The sequence below is a fragment of the Erwinia phyllosphaerae genome (assembly GCF_019132875.1).
Lineage (GTDB): Bacteria > Pseudomonadota > Gammaproteobacteria > Enterobacterales > Enterobacteriaceae > Erwinia > Erwinia phyllosphaerae.
In genome coordinates this window covers 150968-173281 of record NZ_JAHSPF010000009.1, presented here as the reverse complement: position 1 = coordinate 173281, position 22314 = coordinate 150968, and the positions used below count along the sequence as shown (strand labels likewise).

Genomic DNA, 22314 nt, shown 5'->3' with positions numbered 1-22314 from the left:
AACCACGTTATTCATGTTACGCGCACTGCGCGAAGGTGGCGGAATTGGTAGACGCGCTAGCTTCAGGTGTTAGTGTTCTTACGGACGTGAGGGTTCAAGTCCCTCTCTTCGCACCAATGCGGTGATATGAATAGACAGTTCAACACGATGCGAAGGTGGCGGAATTGGTAGACGCGCTAGCTTCAGGTGTTAGTGTTCTTACGGACGTGAGGGTTCAAGTCCCTCTCTTCGCACCACGTTGAACAACCTTTTCTGCTCTCCCTTCCCTGTTACAATCTCTCGCTGTTAAAGCATATTTTTACTTTCACCGCTCCCTGTTACACCATCTCCTTTACTGTTACCGTTTCCTGTTAAACCATCTCTTTTGCTCTCACCGCTCCTGTTACACCATCTCTTTTGCTCTTACCGCTCCCTGTTAAACCATCTCTTTTACTCTCATCGCTCCCTGTTAAACCATCTCTTTTGCTCTCATCGCTCTCTGTTAAACCATCTCTTTTGCTCTTACCGCTCCCTGTTAAACCATCTCTTTTGCTCTCATCGCTCCCTGTTAAACCATCTCTTTTACTCTCATCTCTCGCTGCTAAAGCACCACAATGCTGTTTCTCTTTGTGTATTAGCCACCTTTTCCCTGCTGATCCGATCTGTCTGAACCCACTCAATAAAAATTTGCCTTTATTTTTCCATGGCCCTTTTTCGCACCTGTTTTTATCATTTAAAGCATGCCGAAATTAACCGAAATCGCCGCCATGCCGCCGGCCAGCGCAATACAGGAAGGCAACAGCAGGTAGTGCCGCAGCCGTTTGTGATACAGCATCACCACGGTCGCCAGCAGCGCGATCACCATCACTATGCGCCACTCGCTGAAAGAAAGATTTAGCAACGTAATCAAAGGGATGATTGCACAAGGGAGCAGCACGCCCCACGCGCTATCAAGTTTTTTGCCCAGCATCCAGCTCACTCCCCATAATCCGCAGGCGGTTATCATTGCCGTCAGCATCGTATCACCCACCCCTCTTAATGATAATGATTACCAATAGCATATAAGAACTTTTATCGTTTTGCAGCAAGAATTGTTTGCCTGCCGTTTAATAATGACGCTTAAAGATGACACCACACTTATTAAGTGTTAAATTGTCAGTGCTTCTGTACCCACTAAAAACCTTATAATAATTACAGCAACTATTCCCGGCTCTGCCTTTTTCCTGGCAACCGTATGCTATTCAGGCAGTCATGAGTAGAAAAGAATGAAATTACAAAGCTATAATGAATTGCTTCACAGCAAATATCGGCTTTCGCTGATGTTATTCCTTGTTTTAAACACCGCTGCGTCTTTATTTTATATTTACAGCAAAAAACAAAGTAAGGGTTTATCCGGCTTTCCTGCGCTAATTATTGCCGCCTTTAGCGCCCTCCTGTTAATCTGGATGCTTTTGCGGCCCAGAGTTAAATTTCCGATATTAAATGTCGCCTCGCTGGCAATCGGCCTGTTGTGGGCGTGGCAAATTGTCCTGACTTTTGATTTAGTCTTTTATTTTGACAACAGCTTTTTGCTGATAAGCCTGTTCAGCGCTTTCTTTATTGGCGCCGTTGCGCTGAGCGATCATCTGCTGGCGTTTTGCCTGCATACCCTGCCGCCTTCCATGACGGTTATCGTGCTGGATCGTGGGCATAATACGCTGCTCATCCTGTTTACTATTCTGCTGCCGCTGGTCGGTTTTACACTGCATCATATCCTGCAACGGCGGCGCGACCGCTTTACTCGTCGTCTGGTCAGCCAACTGTATGAAGAGAAGCAAAGCTGGAGCGATTTGAGTATGCTCGACCCGCTGACCGGGCTTTATAATCGTCGCGGCCTGGACAACAGGTTGAAAAATGTTTTTGAAAATCATAGTGGTAATCACTATATCCTGATGCTGGATATCGACCACTTTAAGGCTTATAACGACAACTACGGGCATGCGATGGGCGACCAGGCGCTGGCGCGAGTGTCGATTGCCATTCGCGATGCGGTGCGTTCACGCGACATTGTCGCCCGCTATGGTGGTGAAGAGTTCCTGGTATTGCTGACCAACGTTAACGAAGCCATTGCGATGAAGCTGTCAGAGCGCATCCGCCAGTACATTCAGGAACTGGAAATCCCGCATCTGTTCAATGAGCAGGTCGCCACGCACGTAACCGTCAGCGCGGGTTTTGCGCCGATAGTGGACAACAATTTTGCCGACGCGCTGGCTAATGCTGACCGTGCCCTTTATGTGGTAAAAAATCGGGGCCGTAATGCTATTCTTTCATGGGAAAAATTATCTCATGGAGATTTGGCAAAACCGGCCGATGCGCTTTAATTTCCCTGGCCGATCTGAATCCTCAGATCGGTAAAATCATTTCTCAATTTGTCTTAATTTATCCTGTGTACAGGCCGGCATTGCCTCGCGAATTAAAACATCGCGCACTATATTTATTTTGACAGAGACGGTAGCCTGAGGATATTTCCGTTAAGTAAACAGCAAGCCTGTCGTTATTAATTCTCCCTAAGTAAAATCATTATTACCTGCTAAAAAACGAACTAAAAGCAAATCCCCATAATAATCGTCAGGAAATTCTGTTGTCTGTTTACCGGCTATAATGATATTAATTCAAATCGGCATGGCTTCTCTCTGCCCCGCCGGATCGCCACACTAAATGCGGCTTGTGCGTTCCACTACCCTCAGATACAATCAAGAACGATTATCATTTGTTTTCCCACTCAGATATTGCGGAATAGCCCATGAGCACCGTCCGTTATCAGAGCGCCGAGTATGGCTCTCACCCGCTGATATTTTTGCAGAGCCATCGACCGCTGGCCGGTTCGCTACGCGCGCTGTTCAGCGAGCATCGGGCCTACTTTCTCGATACCATCAGGCTAAACGAGGCGGCTTCCGCAGGCTGTATGACGCTGGCGCAGTGGTCGCAGCCGGAGAATTTCTCTCGCCTTAATACGCTTTACAGCGATTTTATCTATCGGGAGCATGGCGAACAGCCAAGGGAGAACAAGCCGCTGCAATCGCTCTGGGCGCAGTGGTATTTTGGCCTGGTTCTACCGCCGCTGATGATGGCGCTGCTGCTGGAAAACCGCGCGCTGGACTGCTCGCCGGAACATATCCACGTTGAGTTCCACGAAACCGGCCGTGCCGCCGCGTTCTGGATTGATGTGCAGGAAGATGAAGAGGCGCGTTACCTTAGCCCCCGTCGCCGCATGGACCGGCTGATCCAGCAGTTTCTTATTCCCGCCGTAGAAGGTATCGAGCGGCACGGCGACATCAACGGCAAGCTTATCTGGAGCAACAGCGGATTTGCCGTTCACTGGTTCCTGGGCGAGCTGGCACCGCTGCTTGGGCCAGGCCTGCACGCCGAGCTGGAACACGCCTTTTTCTTTTCACGCTCGCTCTCTGATGGTTCCGATAATCCTTTCTACCGCACCATGCTGCCGCGTGATGGCGAAATGCAGCGCCGCACCTGCTGCCAGCGCTATCGCCTGCCCGCCGTACAGCAATGTGGTAACTGTACGCTAAAGCCGGTTTAATTTTCGCCGCCTCCGTTCCCGAAATATCTCATTTTCCCGTTCCCCGTTTACAGTCTGCTCGTGCTGTGGCAGCTTTATCGCCCTGAATGTAAAGGAGCTGAAGTATGAGCCTGGAGTCTGTACGGCAGTTCTTTGCCGAACGCGCGCCGGATATCGGTATTATTGAACTGGCGGAAAGCACCGCTACGGTGGCGCTGGCGGCGCGTGCGCATCACGTGAAGCCCGGCCAGATAGCCAAAACGCTGTCGCTAAAGGTGAAAAACCAGGTGATATTGATTGTCACCTGCGGCGATTTAAGGCTGGATAATCGCAAGCTGAAAGCGATGCTGGGCAGCAAGGCCCGCATGCTCAGCAGCGATGAGGTAGTCAGCTGGACAGGTCATCCCGTTGGCGGCGTCTGCCCTTTTGGTCTGGAAACGCCCTTGCCGGTTTTTTGCGATCTGTCGCTGAAGCAGTATGAGGAAGTGTTGCCGGCAGCCGGTTCAATTTACAGCGCGGTGCGCATTTCGCCGCAGCTGCTGGCGGAACTGACCGACGCGACCTGGGTTGATGTCTGCCAGCCAGCGGAATAGCCCGGCAGGAGCTGGGTTGACGATTGCCAGCCAGCGCAATAGCCCGGCGGGATCTGGGTTGACGTCTGCCAGCCAGCGCAATAGCCCGGCGGGATCTGGGTTGACGTCTGCCAGCCAGCGCAATAGCCCGGCGGGATCTGAGTTGACGTCTGTCAGCCAGCGGAATAGCCCGGCGATTCGGCAACGTGGCGACAAATTTCAAGCCACGTTGCCGGACGCGCTATTTCTTCTGCGCGGTAATTTCAATTCCTCTGGTTTCCTTACCGCAGGCGACAATCAGCGCAATCAGCACAGCAACCGTTCCGGCGACTATCGCCATCGCCAGCCCATAGTTGTTGTTGTGCGCTTCGGCGATATGCGACTGTAGCGTGGCGTTAACCGAAGCAATAAGGTTACCCAGCTGATAAACAAAGCCTGGCAGTACCGCGCGCGTATTGGCAGGTACCAGCTCGGTAAGATAGGTTGGCACCACGCCCCATGCGCCCTGCACCATAAACTGCATTAAAAACGCGCCCAGGCCGATAGTCAGCGAACCGGTTGAAAAAGCCCACAGCGGCAGTACCGGCAACGCCAGCAGCGCGGCAATCATCATCGCCTTCTTACGGCCAATTTTTTCCGACAGCGAACCAAAAAAGACGCCGCCCATCATCGCGGCAATGTTGTAAGCGATGGCAATCAGGCTGACCGTATGCGGATCGAAACCGTGCTGAACCTTAAGGAAGGTCGGATAAAGGTCCTGCGTACCGTGACTAAAGAAGTTAAAGCAGGCCATCAGCCCGACCAGATAGAGGCAAAGCTTCCAGTGTTTGCGTATCACCGGCAGCAGCGCCACGCTCTCCTTCCGCGCTCTGGCGGCCAGCCATACCGGCGATTCCGGCACCTTAAACCAGATAAACGGCAGCAGCAAAATCGGCATCGCGCCAATCAGGAACATCCCACGCCAGCCGACGTAGCTGTAGCAGAGGCCAAAAATGATGGAGGCCAGCAGATAGCCCGCCGGATAACCCGCCTGAAAAATACCGGACATCAGGCCGCGGGATCGATCGGGGATCGTCTCCATCGCCAGCGACGACGCCACGCCCCAGACCCCGCCCATAGCGATACCGTAAATTACGCGAAAAATAAGAAAGGTAGCCAGCGTCGGCGACCAGGCGGAAAGCAGCTCGAACAGCGAAAACAGGGTGATGTTAATCATCAATATGGGGCGGCGGCCATACTTCTCCGCCAGGCGACCAAACAGCAGCGCCCCAATCGGCCTTACCGCCAGCGTCAGCATAATCGCCAGCGAGACTTCAGAAACCCCGACGTGAAAATTCGTCGCGATATCGCTTAAAACAAAAACCAGGATAAAAAAGTCGAAGGCGTCCAGCATCCAGCTGGCAAAACTGGCGAAAGCCACATTGCGCTGTGTCGAAGTCCAGTCAAACATAATGATTCTTCCTGTCTCAAAGACGACAAAGGTCCGCCCGTCACGACGGCATAAATGTTAATCATTTGTTTATATCATGCTAAATGAAGTGAGAGAGGGAAGCAGTTGTCACGCTTTAATGCAGGATGTAAGCAACCTTTTCAAAACGGCACGACGCCGCTGAGGAAAAACGTTATCGGGCCAGTGCCTGCTCCAGCATCGCCAGTAGCCGCGCGTTATCTACCGTTTGCAGGACGTGAACCAGGCCGCCGCTCGGTTCACCCGCCGCAATATCAATCCGCAGCGGCAAACGATAACGCCACGATTTTCCGCGCGTCATGCCGGGCCGCACTTCGACGTCGACATAGTAATCTGCCGCTGTAGCAACCTGCTGATTGATCAGCCAGGCGACCACCAGCACATCGTGGATCCAGCAGCCCGGCAGCCGACGGACCTGCATAGAATAATCAAGCCAGGGACGCAGCGTTTCGCCGACAAATTTCGCCAGCGGCGTATCTGCCGCTTCAATGCGCTGTAAATCCTGATGGGTTAACATGGTTTGCGTGGTCACATCCATTGGCACCAGCGTAATGCACGCCCCGCTGTTCAGCACCCGCTGCGCGGCTTCCGGATCCAGGCCAAAGTTGGTGTCTTTGATAAAGTTATCCAGTGCAAACACGCCGCCCATAATCGCGATTTCCTGCACCGCTTCCGCCATCTGCGGATAACGCTCCAGCGCCAGCGCTACGTTAGTCAGCGGCCCGATAGCAACCAGCGTAATCTTCCCGGGATTGGCGCAGATCAGTTGCCCGATGGCATCCGCCGCCTCTTCGTCCGGTGCCTGATAAGCGCGAGGCTGGCGAACGCCCTGCCAGAGGTGATCCAGCTGCGAGTGCCAGACGCGATTATCCAGCGCCTCGCGCCAGGGCTCCGGCGGCTCAAACAGCGCGCGCGTCGCACCTTTCCGTACCGGTATATCCAGATCCAGCCTGTTCAGCAGATCTTTAACCACGTTATAACCGGTTTCGCACGGCGTATTGCCCGTCACAATCGTGACCAGTTCCAGAGAAATAGCCGGCGAACCGATGGCCAGCGCCAGCGCCAGTCCGTCATCCACATTGGCACCGATAATGCCGTTGCCCGGATCGCAGTCGATAATCACTCTTTTCATGGTTTTATCTTTCTTTGCGGCGTGTTGGCAGCAGCCAGCGTACAGCCGCAGGATTCGCCAATTTGTAGCTGATGTGCAAATTCGCTTAGCTGCACGTCGTTTTGCGGCGACGCCAGCATCGCCAGCGCTTTTTTCGCCATCGCTTCTACCGGCTGACGCACGGTCGTTAATGAAGGAACATGGTAGGCCGACTGCTCCGTACCGTTAAAGCAGACCAGCGCGATATGCTCCGGCACGCGAAGCTGCTGCTCTGCCAGCGCACGGATGCAGCCAATAGCCTGCATCTCATTGGCGATAAACAACGCCCGGGGCAGCTCTCCCTGTAGCATTTCTTTTGCCGCCTGATAGCCGCCTTCGCGCGTATAGGGGGCCGGAAAAATCCATTCTGGCCGTTCTGTCACGCCGTATTCCGCCAGCGCCTGTCGCCAGCCTGCCAGGCGGTCCTGGGCGTTAAACATCTCCAGCGGCCCGCTGATCATGCCTGCCTCTTTATAACCGTGGCTAAGTAAATGTAGGGTGACCTGACGGGCAGCTTCGCACTCATCCACGCGCAGGATATTGACGTTTAGCGCAGGATCAACCCGATCGAGCATCACCAGCGGCGTGCCGCTGGCCTGAATAATATCAATATAGGGATGACGATCGACGCTGTTGTAAAACAACCCATCAACCTGCTGGCTGAGCAGGCTGTTAATCAGTTCCAGCTCGCGCTGGCGGCTGTCGCCCGCATCGCCAAGTAGCATAACCATGCCGTTGCTCAACGCTTCCTGCTGCAAGGCATGCGCAAAGGAAGCAACAAACGCGTTGCTGATATTGGGCACCACCAGCCCGTAAGTTTTTGTGGAGCCCAGCGCCAGCGCTCTGGCCAGGCTGTTAGGTCGATAACCGGTCTTCTGCACCGCTGCCAGCACGCGCAGCCGCGTTGCTTCCGCTACCGGCCTGGGGCCGTTATTGATTACGTAGCTGACTACAGCGACAGAAGTTCCGGCTTCTCTGGCTACGTCGGCTCGTGTTGCGCGTAAACCCTGTCTGGCCAACGTCTTACCTCATTTCCTGAAGGGCCGACGCTTATCGGCCCGCATATTTTAAATAGCATCTTCCGGCGCGTTGAGATCGCGGCCTCGCGTTTCCGGCGCCACGAACGTGGTCAGAAAACCGATGCCTGCCATCACCGCAAAATAGGTTGCAATAACCCACCAGTGGCCGGTCCAGGAGAACAGCGCGGCCGCAACCAGCGGCGCGGTTCCGCCAGAAAGGATGGAACCCAGTTCTTTTGCCGTGGCCATTTTAGTGTAGCGGTGTTTAACGCCAAACAGCTCAACGCCCCACGCCGCCTGCACGCCGTAAATACCCAGCGAGGCTAACCCCATGCCGACAACGATAACCGCCATCACCACCGCTGGCTCGCGAGAATCCAGCAGCATAAAAGCCGGGAAGGCATAGAGAATTAATAGCAGGCAAAACCAGCGATAGGTAATGCGGCGGCCAAAACGGTCCGAGAGCCAGCCGGCAAGAGGGATAATTAAGAAGCCGAGCAGTGAAGCGATAAAGACGGCGGAGGTCGCGACGGATTTATCTACCGCCAGGACTTTAACCACGTAACCAATCATAAAGCCCTGCGCCAGATAGGACGGGCCATTTTCACCAATACGCAGGCCGAGCATCACCAGAAAGGAGCGGCTGCGCTGCCAGAAGGTGCGGGGGATTTCAGGCTGATAAGCTACCAGCTTGCCTTCGCGCTGCGCCTGCATCTCTGCATTTTTACGTTCAAAAACCGGCGTTTCCTTCAGGTGACGGCGGATCCACAGCGCCACCAGCGCTATCAGCGAGCTGCACAAAAAAGGAATGCGCCAGCCCCACTCCTGCAGCTGTTGCTGATCCATCTGTACTACCGCCAGCCAGACCAAAGAGGCAATCAGCGTGCCGCTGTTTGAACCAAGCGCGATAATCGATGAGACCAGCCCGCGCTTTTCGGCAGGCGCATATTCGCCCAGCATCACCGTGCCGCCGGAAAGCTCTGCGCCAGCACCAAAACCCTGGCTAAAGCGCAGCACGACCAGGCAGGCAGGCGCCCACAGGCCGATAGAGGAATATCCGGGGATGACGCCGATCAGCGTGGTAGAGAGCCCCATCAGAATGATGGTGGTGACCATGACAACTTTGCGCCCTTTACGATCGCCAAGCCAGCCAAAAAACAGCGCTCCTATTGGACGAGCGATAAAGCCCACCGACCAGGTCGCAAAGCTTGAAAGGAGCGCCATTGCGGGCGTCACGTTCGGGAAAAATACGTCGCCAAAAATAATACCGGCGGCAAGGCCGTACAGGGCAAAGTCGGCATACTCCATCGCCGTACCCAGCCAGCAAGAGACGGTAGCCCGCCAGAAATCTTTACGTCCTTCCGGAGTGGTTAAACGTTCATCCGCTGCCGAAACAGAGGAGGAGGCTTCCTGTCGGACAGGTTGTGTCAACATGAAAAAATCCCTGAGATGAGAGGTCTGTTTTGCCTTCCCTGGCTGCCCCGCAGAGTACGGAGGATTCGCCAGTGATGACACGCTTTTGCTGAGCCATAATTAAAGGTCAGTAACGGGTTCCCTGGTGTTGGGCTTCGTTTTGTTTACTTTGCGCCCGCCGGTTTTGGTAACCAGTCGATTAAAACGTAAAGTAAATTTGACCTTCGCTGCACAGACAAACATCAACACTGTGAATTCTTGCTACCGGTGCATTCTATCTACGCGCGTAGATAAAGCAAGTAATCTGACGTAATAAATTAGAATAACTTTACATTCATACAGAAAACAGGATATATATTTTCTTGCAAATCATAAAGTTAATTTATCATAGCGCAAAATGTTTTGTGCCTTTGCCGTGCAGCATAAATAATCTTTATTAACGCCTGATCCTGGTACGGGCTACAGCGTCAGCAAGATAACCTTTACAGATGACAATGCTGTGACGCTATGGCAATAACCATCTTCCCCCGGCGGAACGCCCTTCGTCTGAGACCCTTGAGGAAATTTATGACCATCATTCTTATGCGCCACGGGAAACCCGATCATCATTCCGGCGGTCGCCTGCCCGCGCTGGCAATGGCCGAATGGTGCGAAGCCTACGATATGTCGCTGGTGGCGGACATGCCGCCGGACAGGTGCCGGGAAGTTGCCGCCACGGCGAATTATATTGTCGCCAGCCCGCTGCCGCGCGCGCGTTCTTCACTGGAAAAGCTGGGGCTGGAACTTGATGCTGTCGATCCTCTTTTTAGTGAGGTTTCGCTGCCCATCATGCGTCTGGGCTACCCTAACCTTCCTCCTTCTCTCTGGCTTTTTGCATTACGCCTGATGTGGCTGTGCGGCTATGCCGGTTCTGTGGAATCTTATCAGCAGGCCGAGCAGCGAGCAGAACAGGCTGCTGCGAAGCTGATCGCGCTTTCCGCACGCGGCAATGTGCTGCTGGCCGGACACGGCATTATGAATAAGCTGATTGCCCGCCAGCTGCGCAAACAGGGCTGGATGGCCGAAAAACATGCCAGCAGCCGTTACTGGAGCACGGCGATTTATCATCCACCTATTATTACCGGTGATGATAAGTAAGGAAGCGACCTGCTTTAACGGGGCTGGATACAGAGATACACACGGGAGATAACGCTCAGGTAACGGATTGTTATTTAAACAGTTACAATGCTTAAGGATATGCGCAAAAAACAGGCACTCAGCAGCGGATCGCTGGATTGCAGCGGCAAGTTACATTATAATCCCGCGCCACAGGCCCCTTAGCTCAGTGGTTAGAGCAGGCGACTCATAATCGCTTGGTCGCTGGTTCAAACCCAGCAGGGGCCACCAAATTTATCCTGTAAAAACAGGGCATTAAGCCAGCCTTTCGAGGGTGGCTTTTTTATTTCCAGAACCTCAGTGTCCCTTTTTTGTCCCCCCGGCTCATTTTGTGCCGTGCTTTAGTCATTAGGTTTACACCTTAATACGCTAAAATTATAAAAATGGATTTGTACCAATAGGCGGTATTGGCATTGGCGCATTGTGTAATTCGCGTAGCAGAAGATGGAATTGAATGTTGTACGCCTCCCCTTCTTCAAGATTAAAGTAATATCGACCTTGTAGGGCAGGCGGCAAAGCGTTTGTATCTGGCAAGCTCCTGATTATAGGAATAAATTTGGTAGTATCCATTTGTTGTAAGATTTCGTTTGTAAGGATGTGACTCTCATAACCAACTCCTCCCACTCGCTCTCGTGCTTTCCGGCAATAGTTCGCTGAACAGATCACCAAAACCCGGTCTGCTTCCCTTATAGATCGCTCCATAAATACCGACATATCCTCTCCACCTCTCAGATGCCATTGATCTAAGGTCACATCTAATCCGTTTTGCCTTAAACTACCGGCAAATGCAGCAACCCACTGTTTATGTTCAGGTGAGTCCCACGAATAAGTAATAAATATTTTGGGTGGCCTAGGTTGTGAAAGTAGAACTTGGTTTTTCACAAAACCATGCTTTTTTAACACCTCAATTAAATTTACGTCTTTTATAGCCCAGTGATGACGATTAATCTCAAATCCATAAGGGTGTACGTCAATATCTGGAAACATCTGGAAAAGCTGAGCGTAAGGGATTTCAGGAATTTCTTTTTGTATAGAGAAAGTTATTTTTAACTCACCAAACCTTCTTTGTATTTCAGTTATTTGCCCAACTTTGGCTGGCGCATTAACATAACTCTCATAACAAAAAAGTGCTGGAAACGTTTTAATCTTGTCAATAACTTCATCGTTTAAGTTTTTAAACTTATCTTTGATAGCATCATGTGTATATTCTAAAAATCTTGACTCCTGGATTACCCATGTTGGCTCATCCCAAGTACCTTCTGCAGCAGACATTAACAAATTAAACACGCTCACCTCCTAAGTCCGATTAAATAAATCGTCAACGTTAAATTATTCTTAACAGAACTTCTGCTGCTATCCAATGACTTCTGAAGAAAAAAACCTGCTTCATCACAGTTAAGCTTTAATATGCGATAATACGACTAATAATTTGAATTAAGTTGCTTTCAATTTACTTTTTTGGGCACCAATGAAAATTAAAGCACACAATTCTTTTAACACTCAAAGTAATCAAAATCCGATAAAATATCTATTAATTTCATATGCTGATTAAGATTTCAGTTTGCAATTACTCTCGTATGGTCTTTCTTATTATTTCAAAAGCTTCCATACGCTTTTCCCAATCAGCATAAGCAACTTGCCAAGCTGCATCGCGGCTTTTGAATGGCTCATCTGCAACCTGGATCCACTCCAGTTTATTATTTTTAACCTGCATGAATCGCACATCCCAAAACTCCCCACGTGGCCATAGAACGTATCTGCTACCCGGTCCCCAGCGGTCATTCCAGATCGCATCGTCAGTTAGCTTTTCTCCTCGCTCCATAAACATAAAAAGCGCGCCATTAAGTGAAAACCGTCGCATTTTTTCGCCCCTTGCCAACAGCAGTACTGTACATAAAAACAGTATATAGCTTACTGAGGTTTTCAGTTTTGTAAAATGACCTGAAACCTCGCCAGCCCTTGCCCTGTCTACGCTGGCGGTTTACTCACTTAGATTTACTGAGATCCACTTGAGATCTAAAAGGTGAAGTAATATTTTTAATATCATTCAAATTCAACAACTTGCATTTATCCTGAGATCCAACAGAGATCCAGAAAACTGAAAAACACTGAAATTCTTTTCGCTCTTTTCAGTTGGCGAACTCCGGCAGAACCCCAGTACTGGCGCGGTCTGGCCACGCCCTTTGTAAAAAAATAAAACTGAAAAATTTTCGTGATGCAAAACCTGCAGGCGGGTGCGGTGTAGCGCCGATTTTGTCTGCGCAGCGATTATTTTGCCGGGGCTGACGCGCAGCCAGTGCCACGCTGTGCGGATGATCTATCTATGGTTGGCGTGCGAGATGGCTGCGCATGTGCGTGACGCATAGTGCGGCTGAGGCGCTCTGGTGACAGGTAATAAAAAACCCGCTGTGATAGCGGGTCAGTGTGATGGCTTAGCCAATGACGGGGGAATACTTCTTACTAAGCGCAGCAGCCTGCTGGCCACTCTGCCCGATAGCGCTGCTGTTCGTGGGCTGTCCTGTTGACGGGTGCGTATGACTGGCCAGTTGTTCAGCCAGCTGCTGCACAAGTGCCACGGTATCAAGCATCAGCTGGGCCACGTTAATCTTCTCTGAACCAATCCACACCACCGGCGCGATAATTTCCTGACGCGTCCCGGCAATGCTCTGGCGCAGCTGGCCAATTTTCTCAGTCAGTGCCTGACCGACTTTTATCGCCGCGCTGCCGGTGACGTCTGTTTCCGCATTACCGCCCACTTTAATCAGCTGGCTCTGCTGCGCGGCCACGCTGTAACTGCCGGTTGTAACGTGCTGAATGGCTCCGGCCATCAGTGACGCCGTGCCGATCACCGTGGTCCTGTCCGTTGCTTTCACAGTCGTTTCCCTGCTGATCAGCTCACGCTTTTCAGTATCGGCTTTAACCTCCCGGCTCATGGACGTTTCACGGATGGCCTGATCGGTCTGGCGCTCCCAGTCTCCCGCCTGTGTTACCCGCTGTGATACTTCCGCGCGCTGCTGCTGCAGCTGTTCGCCCGGCTTAACGTCCGGCAGACTGGTCCCTTCCGGCATCGTCTGGCGCACAAACGGCTTGTCCGGGCGTCCGCCGGTAAAACCGACCTCAACCAGCGTACCCTCTGGCGGGAACTGGAACATACCGGAATCATTACCGGCCATCGGTACGGGTAACGGCACGGCAGGATAAACCGGCGTACTGCCGTCCGGATTGCCGTCAGCATCAAGCAGCTGCAGATCGACGGCATAGCGTGGCCTGAAGGGGTCAGCAAAGTTTCCGCTTTTAACCGCCTCTGTCGGGGCAACAACGCGCGCCATTTTAGGCAGGTGCAGGCCGCTGGCCAGCTCCGGGTAATGGCTTTCAACCTGACGCTGCACGGGTGTTTTCTGCAGCGGCTGACCTGTTGTGCGGTTTCGCGGCGTCCAGGTGATTGTCATGGTGTCGCTGTTCAGCTGCACTTTTGTCACGCGCTGGCCGTTCACCTCCACGCCCGGACGAAGTGACTGGATCACAGGTACGGTCATCGTATTGCCACCGGCAGTGGACTGGCTGAACTCCGGCGGAATATCCACCGGCTTACCGGCAAACAGTGCCTTTTCAGCGCCGCCCAGATACATGCTGCCATCAGGCAGCTGATACCAGATGTAATCATTAATCCCGAAGGCGCGCCCCAGACTGGCCAGCAGCTGAAATCCCGTGCCGCTGTGCGTGAAGTGCGGGATCGGCCTGTCGCTGTAATCTGCCTGCGGCACGGTGACGGTCAGGCCGCTGTGTTCTTCCAGCCAGGCGGCAATCTGGCGAAGCGTCGGGTGCTGAAATGCGCACGGCCAGGCGCGATCAAATACGCCGCACAGCTCCCGGATGAAAAGGCGCTGATAGCCGGTTTCTGAAGGCTGCGAGCGCTCAACGTATCCGGTAAACCAGCGCAGCAGCCGGTCAGGGTAGCCGGTGTCAATGCGGACCATTTTGCCGGTGTAATCCGTGCTGGTCTTTGCCGTGATAAAACCACGGCCACAGCTGTTAAGCTCCAGTACCAGAGCGGCATCCGTCAGATGCACTTCGTCAGTTGACAGGTAAAGCCGGGTTACAGGTTTCATCGCTATTCCAGTGCGTCATTCACCGGCTTAAGCACTTTGCGCTCAAACCACGTCATTTGTTCTTCACTCTCGCCTGCGGCCTGCCCTCTGCCGCCCGCGCTGCCGCTGCCGGTCTGTTTCGTGGCCGTAGTTTTACCGCTTGCGCGCGCTTCGCGCTTTTCCTGAACGCTTACATGCTCAGTCAGCGTGAACGTTATCAGCCAGGACATTTTTCCTTCCTGCTGTGGTGCGTCCACGTTGCCAGTGAAAGTCGCCTCGCGAAAACTCACCGCGCGCGCCACCTCATGCGCCACGCGGTATTTCTGCCGCTGGCCACTGGCATCAGTTGCAGACGCCAGCTCAAAAATGCGCTTCAGCAGGGCAATATCACTGAACCCGATTTCGCCGCTGATCCGCAGCTCTTTTCCCTTGATGCCCTGCTCTGCCTTTGCCGTTGAACTGGTCTGCCCGGACTGGTCTTTGTCCTGAAAAGCCATTGAAACGGTAACCCGCATATTTTTAAGCGGGATGCCCTCACCGTTAAGCGCCAGCGTCGGGTTTGTACTCATGGATCATGCCTCTTATTCCTTCAAGATTGTCACCGACCAGCATCACCGCAGCCGTATGCACAGCGGACGGCTGCGGAATGTCTTTCACCAGCTGCGTGAGCGTAGTCACCACATCGCCGCTGCCGGTAAACACCCATGCCCGTGCGCTTTTGCCCTGCAGATCGCCCAGCCCGGCGGCAATGTCTGCCAGCATGGCATCACGTTTCTGGCCAAACGCAGCCAGCTGCGCTTTCAGCCCGTCAAGCCCTGCCGCCGCGCCTGCTTCGCTCTGTGCCTGTTTCACGGCAGCGGCTGCAAACGCGGCGCGGCTGGATGGCACGGACAGCGGCACTGACGGCGGCAGCGCAGCGCTCATACCTGCAGGCAGCTGCATCTTTTCCGTGGCCAGCGTGGCGGCTGACTGCGCCAGCCGCTTTACCTGCACAAACGCTGGTGCCGGAAAAACCTCAGTCAGCTGGTTCAGTGAGGACATAAAACTGTCATGCGTCTGGCTGGCCACCATCAGAATCACCACGTCAGACTTTCCGCCGATGCCTGCCAGCTTCTGCGCCAGATAGGCCGTGGCGTTAACCGGACTCAGATACGCGCCGTTATCGGTTTGCTGTCCCAGCCCGTAAATCCACGGATGCACCGGGACCATGCTGCAGTTCAGCGCGGTCACTGCATCCGTCAGCGCCAGCCGCGCCTCACGCCACATCATTCAGCTCCGGCCATACAATGTTATCCGGGTCTGAAACATCAAGCTCAATCAGATCAAGGCGGTAATTTTTCAGCGCTGTCAGACGGGCAGACTGCTCAGCGGTTGCTCTGCCCAGCTCAACCGCATCCAGTAGCGGGGACATTTCTGCAACCGCATCAGCAATAAGTGACAGGCGTTTTTTATCTGCCAGCTCAACCCTTTCAGCCTGGGTGTAGGTGCGCGGGACGATTGCGGAACCGTCAAACATCCATGAACCATCAATTGAGATACCTTCGGGAACCGCTTCTTTTTCGACTTCAGCAACGGAATATCCGCCAGGGTAAAGGCGCGATGCGTCAAACCCGAAAGAACGGATCACGCCGTCGCTGTCAAAGCAGACTTTAAGCGTGTCATCGCTGAAGCGCATACGGTGAAAATACCAGTCCTCACCTTTCTCACTCTGAAAATAAAGCGCGGGGATCATTAAATCCGCATATTCCGGAATGTACTGCGTGAAATTTTTGAGTATTAACATCATGCCGTATGCCCTACATTTACCCATCCCATTGACGGGACATATTTCTGAATGGGACGGTAAAACACCGTATCCCCGCCGGGATTGTCGCCTTCATAATTCCAGCCGGTCATCACACAACCACCGGGAACACGTTGCTGGCCGTTTTTAACAATGAGGAATGCGCCCTCACCACCCAGAGCAACATCCTGAACCCTGTTCAGCTGCGCATCATTTGCTTTGTTCCAGGCATCATTAGCTCTGCCATTTACCGCGTTGATAGTGTTATTTACGTTACCAAGCTGGCCGTTAATCCAGTTGCTAATCCATCCTCCCCAGATAGAGCCGTAAACATTGCCATCGGTAGAGACAATGGCCCCTCCTGCGTAAAGCGCGGCCGGTGCCCTGAAACTACCGTCATTGCGGAATGCAAAGGAATGGACCACGCCAAAACCATCCACCAGAACCTCTGCAAACGCATAATTTCCGATAACTTCAACCATGCGAAAACAGGCCGACGCGCCATCCTTAAAATCCCTGTCGCCGCCTCTGTTTTTGAGACAGGATCGAAACAAAGGGGCGTAAAGTGCCTGCCCCGCACTACCACTTTTAGTATTTGAAATTACGGTAACGCTGGCTTCCTCATTCAGCGTGCCACCGGTGACAGGATAAGCGCCTGTCTGTGCTGCACTCGGCGGGTTAGCCGTGGTAAACAGCGCCCCTACATCTGTTGTATCCACTGTCGCGTGCAGCTTTCCGTCATCGCCCCAGTCAATAAAAATACTGTGTGCGCCTGAAGAATGTTTACCGCCATTAGCCTGCACGGCTTTGTAGTTACCGACCTGATCCAGTGAAAGAGCCTTTCGCGCTTCGTTTTTATCCGCAAGGTCTTTAAGATTTTCAGATATCTTCAGTCGCGAGTTTGCATTGTCGTTTGCTGCTTTTACGGCTTTAGGCGTGGCTGCTGCCGTTTCGCTGGCGCTGTCTGTTGCACTGCTCAGTTGAACAAAGCCTTTCTCTTTCAGTGTCGCATCCGGGTGATTGCGTGATTGCTCATGTTTTTTCAGCGCATCAGTGGCCTGCTGATTATCCAGCGACCCTTTAGGGCGCAGGTCCGTGATGTTCCCGGCGGCGTCAATACCCGCCAGCGCTGACACGTAATGCTTCACGCCATCCAGCTCATAATCAGCAAGATCAGCCGCCACAGTGATTTTGCTCTGCACGCCCCAGACGCTGGCCAGCGTCCCGGTAAAGCACACGTCCAGCCACACTTTTACCGGCTTCACGCCGACCGTAATATTCTGGTCCGCATCCAGCTGCGCACGCAGCCCGCCCACGTATCCCGCACCACGGGAAACAAAAAACTGTGTGCCGCTTTTGCCGACCAGCCAGCCATCACCGAAAAACGCAGCCGGGCCGTAAATATCGCTGTTTTCCAGGCGCTGACGTTCATCCATCGCCCCCATGCGCGCGGTGAAATCAATCTGCCACGTTTCCGCTGGCGTACTGATACCGGTTTCCTGCTGTGCGCCGCTGTACTCCATCAGGAATGAACGTGTCAGAACGTTGCCCTGCTGGCCTTCACGGGTTTTCAGCTTCTGCTGTGCCGGGGCATGTACGATCATGGCCAGCGTGCCGGTTGCGCTGTTCACAAGGCCAATCCAGTTAAACGTAAAATCGCCCGTGTCCGCGCCCAGTACCACCGAATGCACCACCGCATTCTGATTCACCACGCCTTTGCGCGTGACCGCCTGCCGGTGAACGATTTGTGCCTCTGGCGGGATGCCCTCACTGCGGTCTACCGGCTTAGCCGGATCGAGGCCCGGCACGTTCGCAAAAATAAACCCATCCAGTAAAACCGGCTCACCGGATTCCGCCTGGCGCGCTTTCCACTGCTCAAATGCTGTCGTGATAACTGTCTGTGACATAGTTTTTCCTTAAATTCCTGCGCTGAACGTCGCGCTGGCCACGTCCGCCCCGGCGATGCGCGCCGGGTACACCACATATTCACCCTGGTCCCAGCCTGCACGGATGGCGAATGGCTGCGAGGTGATCACCTCAAACTGATAGCGGCGGCACGTCCTGCCGTACTGCTGGATAATCTGCAGCAGCAGCTGCGCGTTGTCCGCAATCTGGCTGTCAGAAACGCGTACCTGTATTACGTCCCAGTCAATGCCGGGCTGGCGCTCAACCAGCTCCACATAACCGATACCCAGCCGCTCAAAAATGCTGATAAAACCTGCCACGGACCCGGCATCGCGCGCGTTGATAAACGCAAACGCCACGCGCCTGCGGAACAGCGAAAGCGGCTCACCGTTAAAGCGGGTAATATCCCGGTCATATGCCAGCAGATTCAGCAGCGGTTCAGAACAGGTCAGCGGATCAAACTGGCTGACCGGCCACGTAATCCAGCCGTAAACCTGCGCCCAGAACCGGCGCGCGGCTTTCAGAAGTTTGTCCGGCTCCCCTTTGCGCATCCACGTGGGCAGACGCAACCCGGCCAGCTTTTTATCGAAATCAGTCATGTTCAATGCTCACTGTCAGGCTGTTAAGACGCGGCACACTTAAATCACTGACGATATCGTCCAGCGAAAAGGTGACCGAATCGACCTCCGGAAACGTCCTGTGCAGCTCACGCCCAAGGTTCGAAAATGAAAAGCGTGCGTAGGGCCACGTCTTTTTAACGTCATAATCAGCGTTTTCGCGGAATGCGCTGCGGATCAGGTTTCCGGCGTTTTTTATCAACAGCGCCTGATTTTCGGCTGTTACGTTGTCCAGGTTCTTCAGATACATTTTCACGCTCAGATCGTGCCGGGTTTCCGGCATTGCGAAGCACTGCATATCGTCGCCGTGGCCGTGATGGCCCTGTGTGTTGATGTAGTCATTCACCGCCGTAATAAACGGCTCTGACAGCACGCCGGAATCCAGCAGAAGATAAGCATTTGCCGTTCCCGGCCCGCGCGGCGCATCGTGCAGGAAGAAAATCCGATCAATGCTCAGCCCTACTACCCCGGCAATCATTGAGCGGTAAACCGCGTCGGTATGGTAGTTACCCACCAGGTTAAACTGATTGCGGCAGCGCTCGCGCAGCTCGTCATCACTCTCTTCATCTGCGCCCGGCACGGTCAGCCAGTCTTCCTCACTCTCCGCCTGCGTGATGCCGGTGACGGCCACCGGCAGGATGCGGTAATAACCCGGCGCAAGGTTCCACGCGGCCCCTACATCTGACGCACGCACCGGGATCAGCGCGCTGGATTCCCCTGCCGGAATGGTGAAATCAGCAACGGTCACAAGCTCGTAAACCACGCCGTTAATGCGCTCAGTCTGGATACGTGTACCGGCCTGCACAGTCACATCTGCCCCGGCGCTTTCCTTAGTGAACCGGATCACGCCCTCAGCGCGGCTGGCCGGTTTTGCCGTGACGTTTACCGCCCATGCCAGCAGCCGCAGCATCTGACCGCCCGCCGTGGCCACGAACATATTTACCAGCACCGTGTTGATCATGACGTCCGCCAGCCACAGCACCGGCGCGGTGATAATGGCCGTGACCAGCCGCCAGAACGGCGACATGCGCGACGTGTTGGTGATAAGCCCCTCCTGCGCGGCAATAGCCGTAAAGTGCGCTTTCAGCTCCACTTCCGTCACCGGCATCCCGCTTTCTTTCACCACCTCCGTAAAATCCACTTGCGGTTTGTCTGTCATATATCCACCCCGTAAGACAGTGCGCCGAAGTCATATGTGCTGGCCGTCACCCAAAGGCGTGACAGGCTTTCTTCTGTCAGCTCAATGGTGCCGGGGATAATCCGTTCATCGTCCTCAATCAGTAATTCAAGCCGCGTCAGGATATCCGCACGCATCGTCGGACTGCGCTCCGCGATTAATTCCGTCAGCAGCCCGGATTCAAGGATTGCGTGTGCAATATCCTGCTGAATACTTTTGCGGTTATTACAGGTGACCGGCTCTTTGCCGGTATTTAAAACAAAGTTTCCATTTTCAATCAGCAAATCGATATACAGTAATTCACTCATCCCGCCAGCTCCTGCCACTCCATCAGCTGCTGCGGCGTCATGCCGCCACCTGTATTAATTTCCACTTTTTCGATGCGTTTACTGTTATCCGTTACGCTCCGGCTGTTGCTGGAAATGGTTTTATTAATTCCGCCTGTCTCAACACCTTTTAACTGGCCGCCGGTTGTCAGGTTATTTTCGACGCGCGGCGGCGGTGCGGCAGGCTCACCAAATTCCGCAATATCCACGCCGGGAATTTTGTTTATTTTGCTGATAATCCAGTTCAGTGAACTCAGCGCGGTTTTTTTAATGTTGTCCCACAGGTTCGCGAAGAGGTTCATTATCCCGCTGGCCATATTCCCCAGCGTTTGCGTCACGGAAAAACCGGACAGCAGCGCCACGAAGCTATTCCAGCCCTCGCTGATAAACGCCCAGGCTTTACCAAATACACCGGCTACAGCGGCCACCGCACCGGATACAGCCTGAAAGGCTTCGGTGTTTATCACGGCGGCTTTAATCGCATCCCAGTGCGCGATCAGCAGATAACAGCCTGCGGCCAGCAATGCGACTGCGCCAATGATCAGCAGTATTGGCCAGCTCATGAAGTTAATGGCCACACCGGTCATTACCGATGCCATGCGCACGGCCAGCAGTACGCCGCGCAGGGTACGCATAACTATCGCGTAAGCCTTGACCGCTGCGCTGGCCAGCCAGATCGCCCCGGTGTAAAGGCGCGTTACCAGCAGCAGCCCCATCACGATGCCGCGCAGCCCGGTCATAACAAACGTGGCCATGCCCATCACGATATTGGCCACCGCCCCTGCACCGGCAAAGCTCAGCACGGCCAGCGCCACGTATCCGACCACGCGCGCGATGTTCGGAAACATCTGCATCCAGCGCGCGAACGTCTGCCCCATATCCGCCAGGCGGTTCAGTAGCGGATAAATCACCGGAATCAGCGTCAGACCAATCACGCGCCGGATGGCTTCCAGAATCTGAATAAACCGGTCCCACGGCTTAACCATCTTCGCGGCCATTTCCTGCGTGCGCTTAAGCCCGTCATTGCCGCCCAGCTCGGTGATGTTTCGCTGCAGTGCGGTCACGTTGCCCCAAAGCTGTTTGACCACCGCTGAACTGTCACCGAACGCATCATCCAGCGCCTTCTGCGCCTCCACGTTGCCGGTGATACTCGCGCCGTATTTAGCCTGCAACTTGATCAGGATTTCCGGCATGGACAGCATCTTTCCGGATTCATTTTTGAAGCTCATGCCCAGCTTTTTCGCGCCTTCCTCAGCACCGGTCAGGAATCCTTCATACGAACCGGACGCCTCTGTACCCAGCGTGCGCTGCAGCTCCCCCATCACGGCAAGCTGCTCATTAAGGCCGATGCCGTAGTTTGTGCCGACGCCGCGTGCGCCCTCCATCAAATCCTTGATTGCGCCCATTTCCACGCCGAAGCGCTGACGCATAAACGCCACCTTCCCCGAAAGCTGCTCCGCAAACTGCACGTTGCCCAGGCGCTCCGCATCCTCACGGAAGTTGCCGAACATCTGCCCCATGAACTCTGCCGACTCCGCTGCCGTACTACCCAGCGCAGCGGCTGTAAGGTTGGCAATCCGGGTAACCTTCGGCAGCTCGTCACCGGTCAGGCCGCTTATGGCGGCGTTAATGCTGGCCGTTGACTGCACAAACTCCACGGCGCTTTTGCCGTAGGTCATCGCAAAAAGGTTCGCGTCCTTTTCAACCTGCTGCAGCGCTGTGCTGTCGATGCCGCGCGCGGTCTGCTCCTGCAGCGCGTCATACATTTCAATGGCCGGACCCAGCGCGCCTTTGATGGCCTGACCCACGCCCCACAGCGCCGCGCCGCCAACACCCACGCGCTGAAACGCTGAGCGGGACTTGTCTGCAAATTCCGTGACGCCTGCCTGTGCCTGACGAAGCGGCCGCGTTACCTTGTCGATCAGCGATAACGTAAATTCCAGCTGTTTCATTCGCTTCCCTTAAACGCCAGCGCAATGCCGTTTGCTATGGCAATGCGCTGGTTTTCCCAGTGCCGGTTATCAAGCCACAGCGCGGCGGCAAGGTTATCCGCGCTGTCATCCTCTCCGGGCAGCCAGCGACGGCGTAAAATCAGATATTGTTCGA

22 protein-coding genes and 3 tRNA genes are annotated in these 22314 nt (G+C 53.9%); 7 read left to right on the top strand and 18 right to left on the bottom strand.

Translation table 11 applies throughout. The annotated features are described in order from the left end of the window. Window positions 1-29: 29 nt before the first annotated feature. Window positions 30-116: transfer RNA gene (locus tag KUE00_RS16390), tRNA-Leu, on the top strand. A 33-nt stretch (window positions 117-149) separates the two neighbouring features. Then, a tRNA-Leu gene (locus tag KUE00_RS16385) sits at window positions 150-236 on the top strand. A 114-nt stretch (window positions 237-350) separates the two neighbouring features. Here the strand turns inward: KUE00_RS16385 and KUE00_RS16380 are convergent. Together KUE00_RS16380 and KUE00_RS16375 are read right to left on the bottom strand one after the other, a co-directional pair. Next, window positions 351-659 (bottom strand): hypothetical protein, encoded by a 309-nt coding sequence (locus KUE00_RS16380; protein WP_246760976.1) that lies wholly within the window; start codon window positions 657-659, stop codon window positions 351-353. A gap of 53 nt (window positions 660-712) precedes the next feature. Next, window positions 713-997 carry a DUF1435 domain-containing protein gene (locus tag KUE00_RS16375; protein WP_246760974.1) on the bottom strand — a complete coding sequence of 95 codons (285 nt, stop codon included), beginning with the start codon at window positions 995-997 and terminating at the stop codon, window positions 713-715. Window positions 998-1244: 247 nt separating this feature from the next. On the opposite strand from KUE00_RS16375, the gene KUE00_RS16370 reads away from it, so the two are divergent. From KUE00_RS16370 to KUE00_RS16360, 3 genes are all read left to right on the top strand, one after another. Then, on the top strand, window positions 1245-2339 hold the full coding sequence (locus KUE00_RS16370) for a GGDEF domain-containing protein (RefSeq protein ID WP_246760973.1): 1095 nt from the start codon (window positions 1245-1247) through the stop codon (window positions 2337-2339). 422 nt (window positions 2340-2761) lie between these two features. Beyond that, window positions 2762-3556, top strand: coding sequence for a siderophore-iron reductase FhuF (gene fhuF, locus KUE00_RS16365; RefSeq protein ID WP_246760971.1), 795 nt, complete (start codon window positions 2762-2764; stop codon window positions 3554-3556). Between the two features lie 104 nt (window positions 3557-3660). Next, window positions 3661-4128 carry a YbaK/EbsC family protein gene (locus tag KUE00_RS16360; protein ID WP_246760969.1) on the top strand — a complete coding sequence of 156 codons (468 nt, stop codon included), beginning with the start codon at window positions 3661-3663 and terminating at the stop codon, window positions 4126-4128. Between the two features lie 220 nt (window positions 4129-4348). Here KUE00_RS16360 and KUE00_RS16355 read toward each other — a convergent pair whose 3' ends face one another. The 4 genes from KUE00_RS16355 to KUE00_RS16340 all read right to left on the bottom strand — a co-directional run bounded on the left by KUE00_RS16355 (window position 4349) and on the right by KUE00_RS16340 (window position 9178). Beyond that, the gene (locus KUE00_RS16355; RefSeq protein ID WP_246760967.1) at window positions 4349-5557 is read right to left on the bottom strand and encodes an MFS transporter; all 1209 of its coding nucleotides are present in this window, start codon (window positions 5555-5557) and stop codon (window positions 4349-4351) included. A 172-nt stretch (window positions 5558-5729) separates the two neighbouring features. After that, entirely contained in the window at window positions 5730-6707 is a 978-nt protein-coding gene (locus KUE00_RS16350) for a nucleoside hydrolase (RefSeq protein ID WP_246760965.1), read from the bottom strand. Beyond that, window positions 6704-7744, bottom strand: coding sequence for a LacI family DNA-binding transcriptional regulator (locus KUE00_RS16345; protein ID WP_246760964.1), 1041 nt, complete (start codon window positions 7742-7744; stop codon window positions 6704-6706). The genes KUE00_RS16350 and KUE00_RS16345 overlap by 4 nt, the downstream gene beginning before the upstream one ends. A gap of 48 nt (window positions 7745-7792) precedes the next feature. After that, window positions 7793-9178, bottom strand: coding sequence for an MFS transporter (locus KUE00_RS16340; RefSeq protein ID WP_246760962.1), 1386 nt, complete (start codon window positions 9176-9178; stop codon window positions 7793-7795). A 546-nt stretch (window positions 9179-9724) separates the two neighbouring features. Here KUE00_RS16340 and KUE00_RS16335 point away from each other — a divergent pair. Together KUE00_RS16335 and KUE00_RS16330 are read left to right on the top strand one after the other, a co-directional pair. Further along, window positions 9725-10294: a histidine phosphatase family protein gene (locus tag KUE00_RS16335; protein ID WP_246760961.1), complete on the top strand. Its 570-nt coding sequence runs from the start codon at window positions 9725-9727 to the stop codon at window positions 10292-10294. A 173-nt stretch (window positions 10295-10467) separates the two neighbouring features. Then, window positions 10468-10543: transfer RNA gene (locus KUE00_RS16330), tRNA-Ile, on the top strand. Window positions 10544-10687: 144 nt separating this feature from the next. Here KUE00_RS16330 and KUE00_RS16325 read toward each other — a convergent pair. From KUE00_RS16325 to KUE00_RS21990, 12 genes are all read right to left on the bottom strand, one after another. After that, entirely contained in the window at window positions 10688-11599 is a 912-nt protein-coding gene (locus tag KUE00_RS16325) for a toll/interleukin-1 receptor domain-containing protein (RefSeq protein ID WP_246760959.1), read from the bottom strand. Between the two features lie 280 nt (window positions 11600-11879). Then, on the bottom strand, window positions 11880-12173 hold the full coding sequence (locus KUE00_RS16320) for a hypothetical protein (protein WP_246760958.1): 294 nt from the start codon (window positions 12171-12173) through the stop codon (window positions 11880-11882). Between the two features lie 571 nt (window positions 12174-12744). Next, entirely contained in the window at window positions 12745-14421 is a 1677-nt protein-coding gene (locus tag KUE00_RS16315) for a phage baseplate assembly protein V (RefSeq protein WP_246760956.1), read from the bottom strand. 2 nt (window positions 14422-14423) lie between these two features. Then, window positions 14424-14969, bottom strand: a complete 546-nt coding sequence (locus KUE00_RS16310) for a baseplate complex protein (RefSeq protein WP_246760955.1) — start codon at window positions 14967-14969, stop codon at window positions 14424-14426. Continuing rightward, on the bottom strand, window positions 14941-15666 hold the full coding sequence (locus tag KUE00_RS16305) for a hypothetical protein (protein WP_246761026.1): 726 nt from the start codon (window positions 15664-15666) through the stop codon (window positions 14941-14943). The genes KUE00_RS16310 and KUE00_RS16305 overlap by 29 nt, the downstream gene beginning before the upstream one ends. Next, the gene (locus KUE00_RS16300) at window positions 15656-16186 is read right to left on the bottom strand and encodes a tail fiber assembly protein (RefSeq protein WP_201252116.1); all 531 of its coding nucleotides are present in this window, start codon (window positions 16184-16186) and stop codon (window positions 15656-15658) included. The genes KUE00_RS16305 and KUE00_RS16300 overlap by 11 nt, the downstream gene beginning before the upstream one ends. Beyond that, on the bottom strand, window positions 16183-18090 hold the full coding sequence (locus KUE00_RS16295; protein ID WP_246760953.1) for a phage tail-collar fiber domain-containing protein: 1908 nt from the start codon (window positions 18088-18090) through the stop codon (window positions 16183-16185). Before KUE00_RS16295 ends, KUE00_RS16300 begins: the two co-directional genes overlap by 4 nt. A 9-nt stretch (window positions 18091-18099) precedes the next feature. Further along, the gene (locus KUE00_RS16290) at window positions 18100-18687 is read right to left on the bottom strand and encodes a phage tail protein (RefSeq protein ID WP_187494304.1); all 588 of its coding nucleotides are present in this window, start codon (window positions 18685-18687) and stop codon (window positions 18100-18102) included. Continuing rightward, a complete protein-coding gene (locus tag KUE00_RS16285) occupies window positions 18680-19864 on the bottom strand; it encodes a baseplate J/gp47 family protein (protein ID WP_246760951.1) in 1185 nt (394 codons plus the stop codon). Before KUE00_RS16285 ends, KUE00_RS16290 begins: the two co-directional genes overlap by 8 nt. Next, window positions 19861-20190 carry a DUF2590 family protein gene (locus KUE00_RS16280; RefSeq protein ID WP_187494302.1) on the bottom strand — a complete coding sequence of 110 codons (330 nt, stop codon included), beginning with the start codon at window positions 20188-20190 and terminating at the stop codon, window positions 19861-19863. The genes KUE00_RS16285 and KUE00_RS16280 overlap by 4 nt, the downstream gene beginning before the upstream one ends. Next, window positions 20187-22160, bottom strand: coding sequence for a phage tail tape measure protein (locus KUE00_RS16275; RefSeq protein ID WP_246760949.1), 1974 nt, complete (start codon window positions 22158-22160; stop codon window positions 20187-20189). The genes KUE00_RS16280 and KUE00_RS16275 overlap by 4 nt, the downstream gene beginning before the upstream one ends. Continuing rightward, window positions 22157-22300, bottom strand: a complete 144-nt coding sequence (locus KUE00_RS21990) for a DUF6890 family protein (protein WP_392391217.1) — start codon at window positions 22298-22300, stop codon at window positions 22157-22159. Before KUE00_RS21990 ends, KUE00_RS16275 begins: the two co-directional genes overlap by 4 nt. Window positions 22301-22314: the final 14 nt, after the last annotated feature.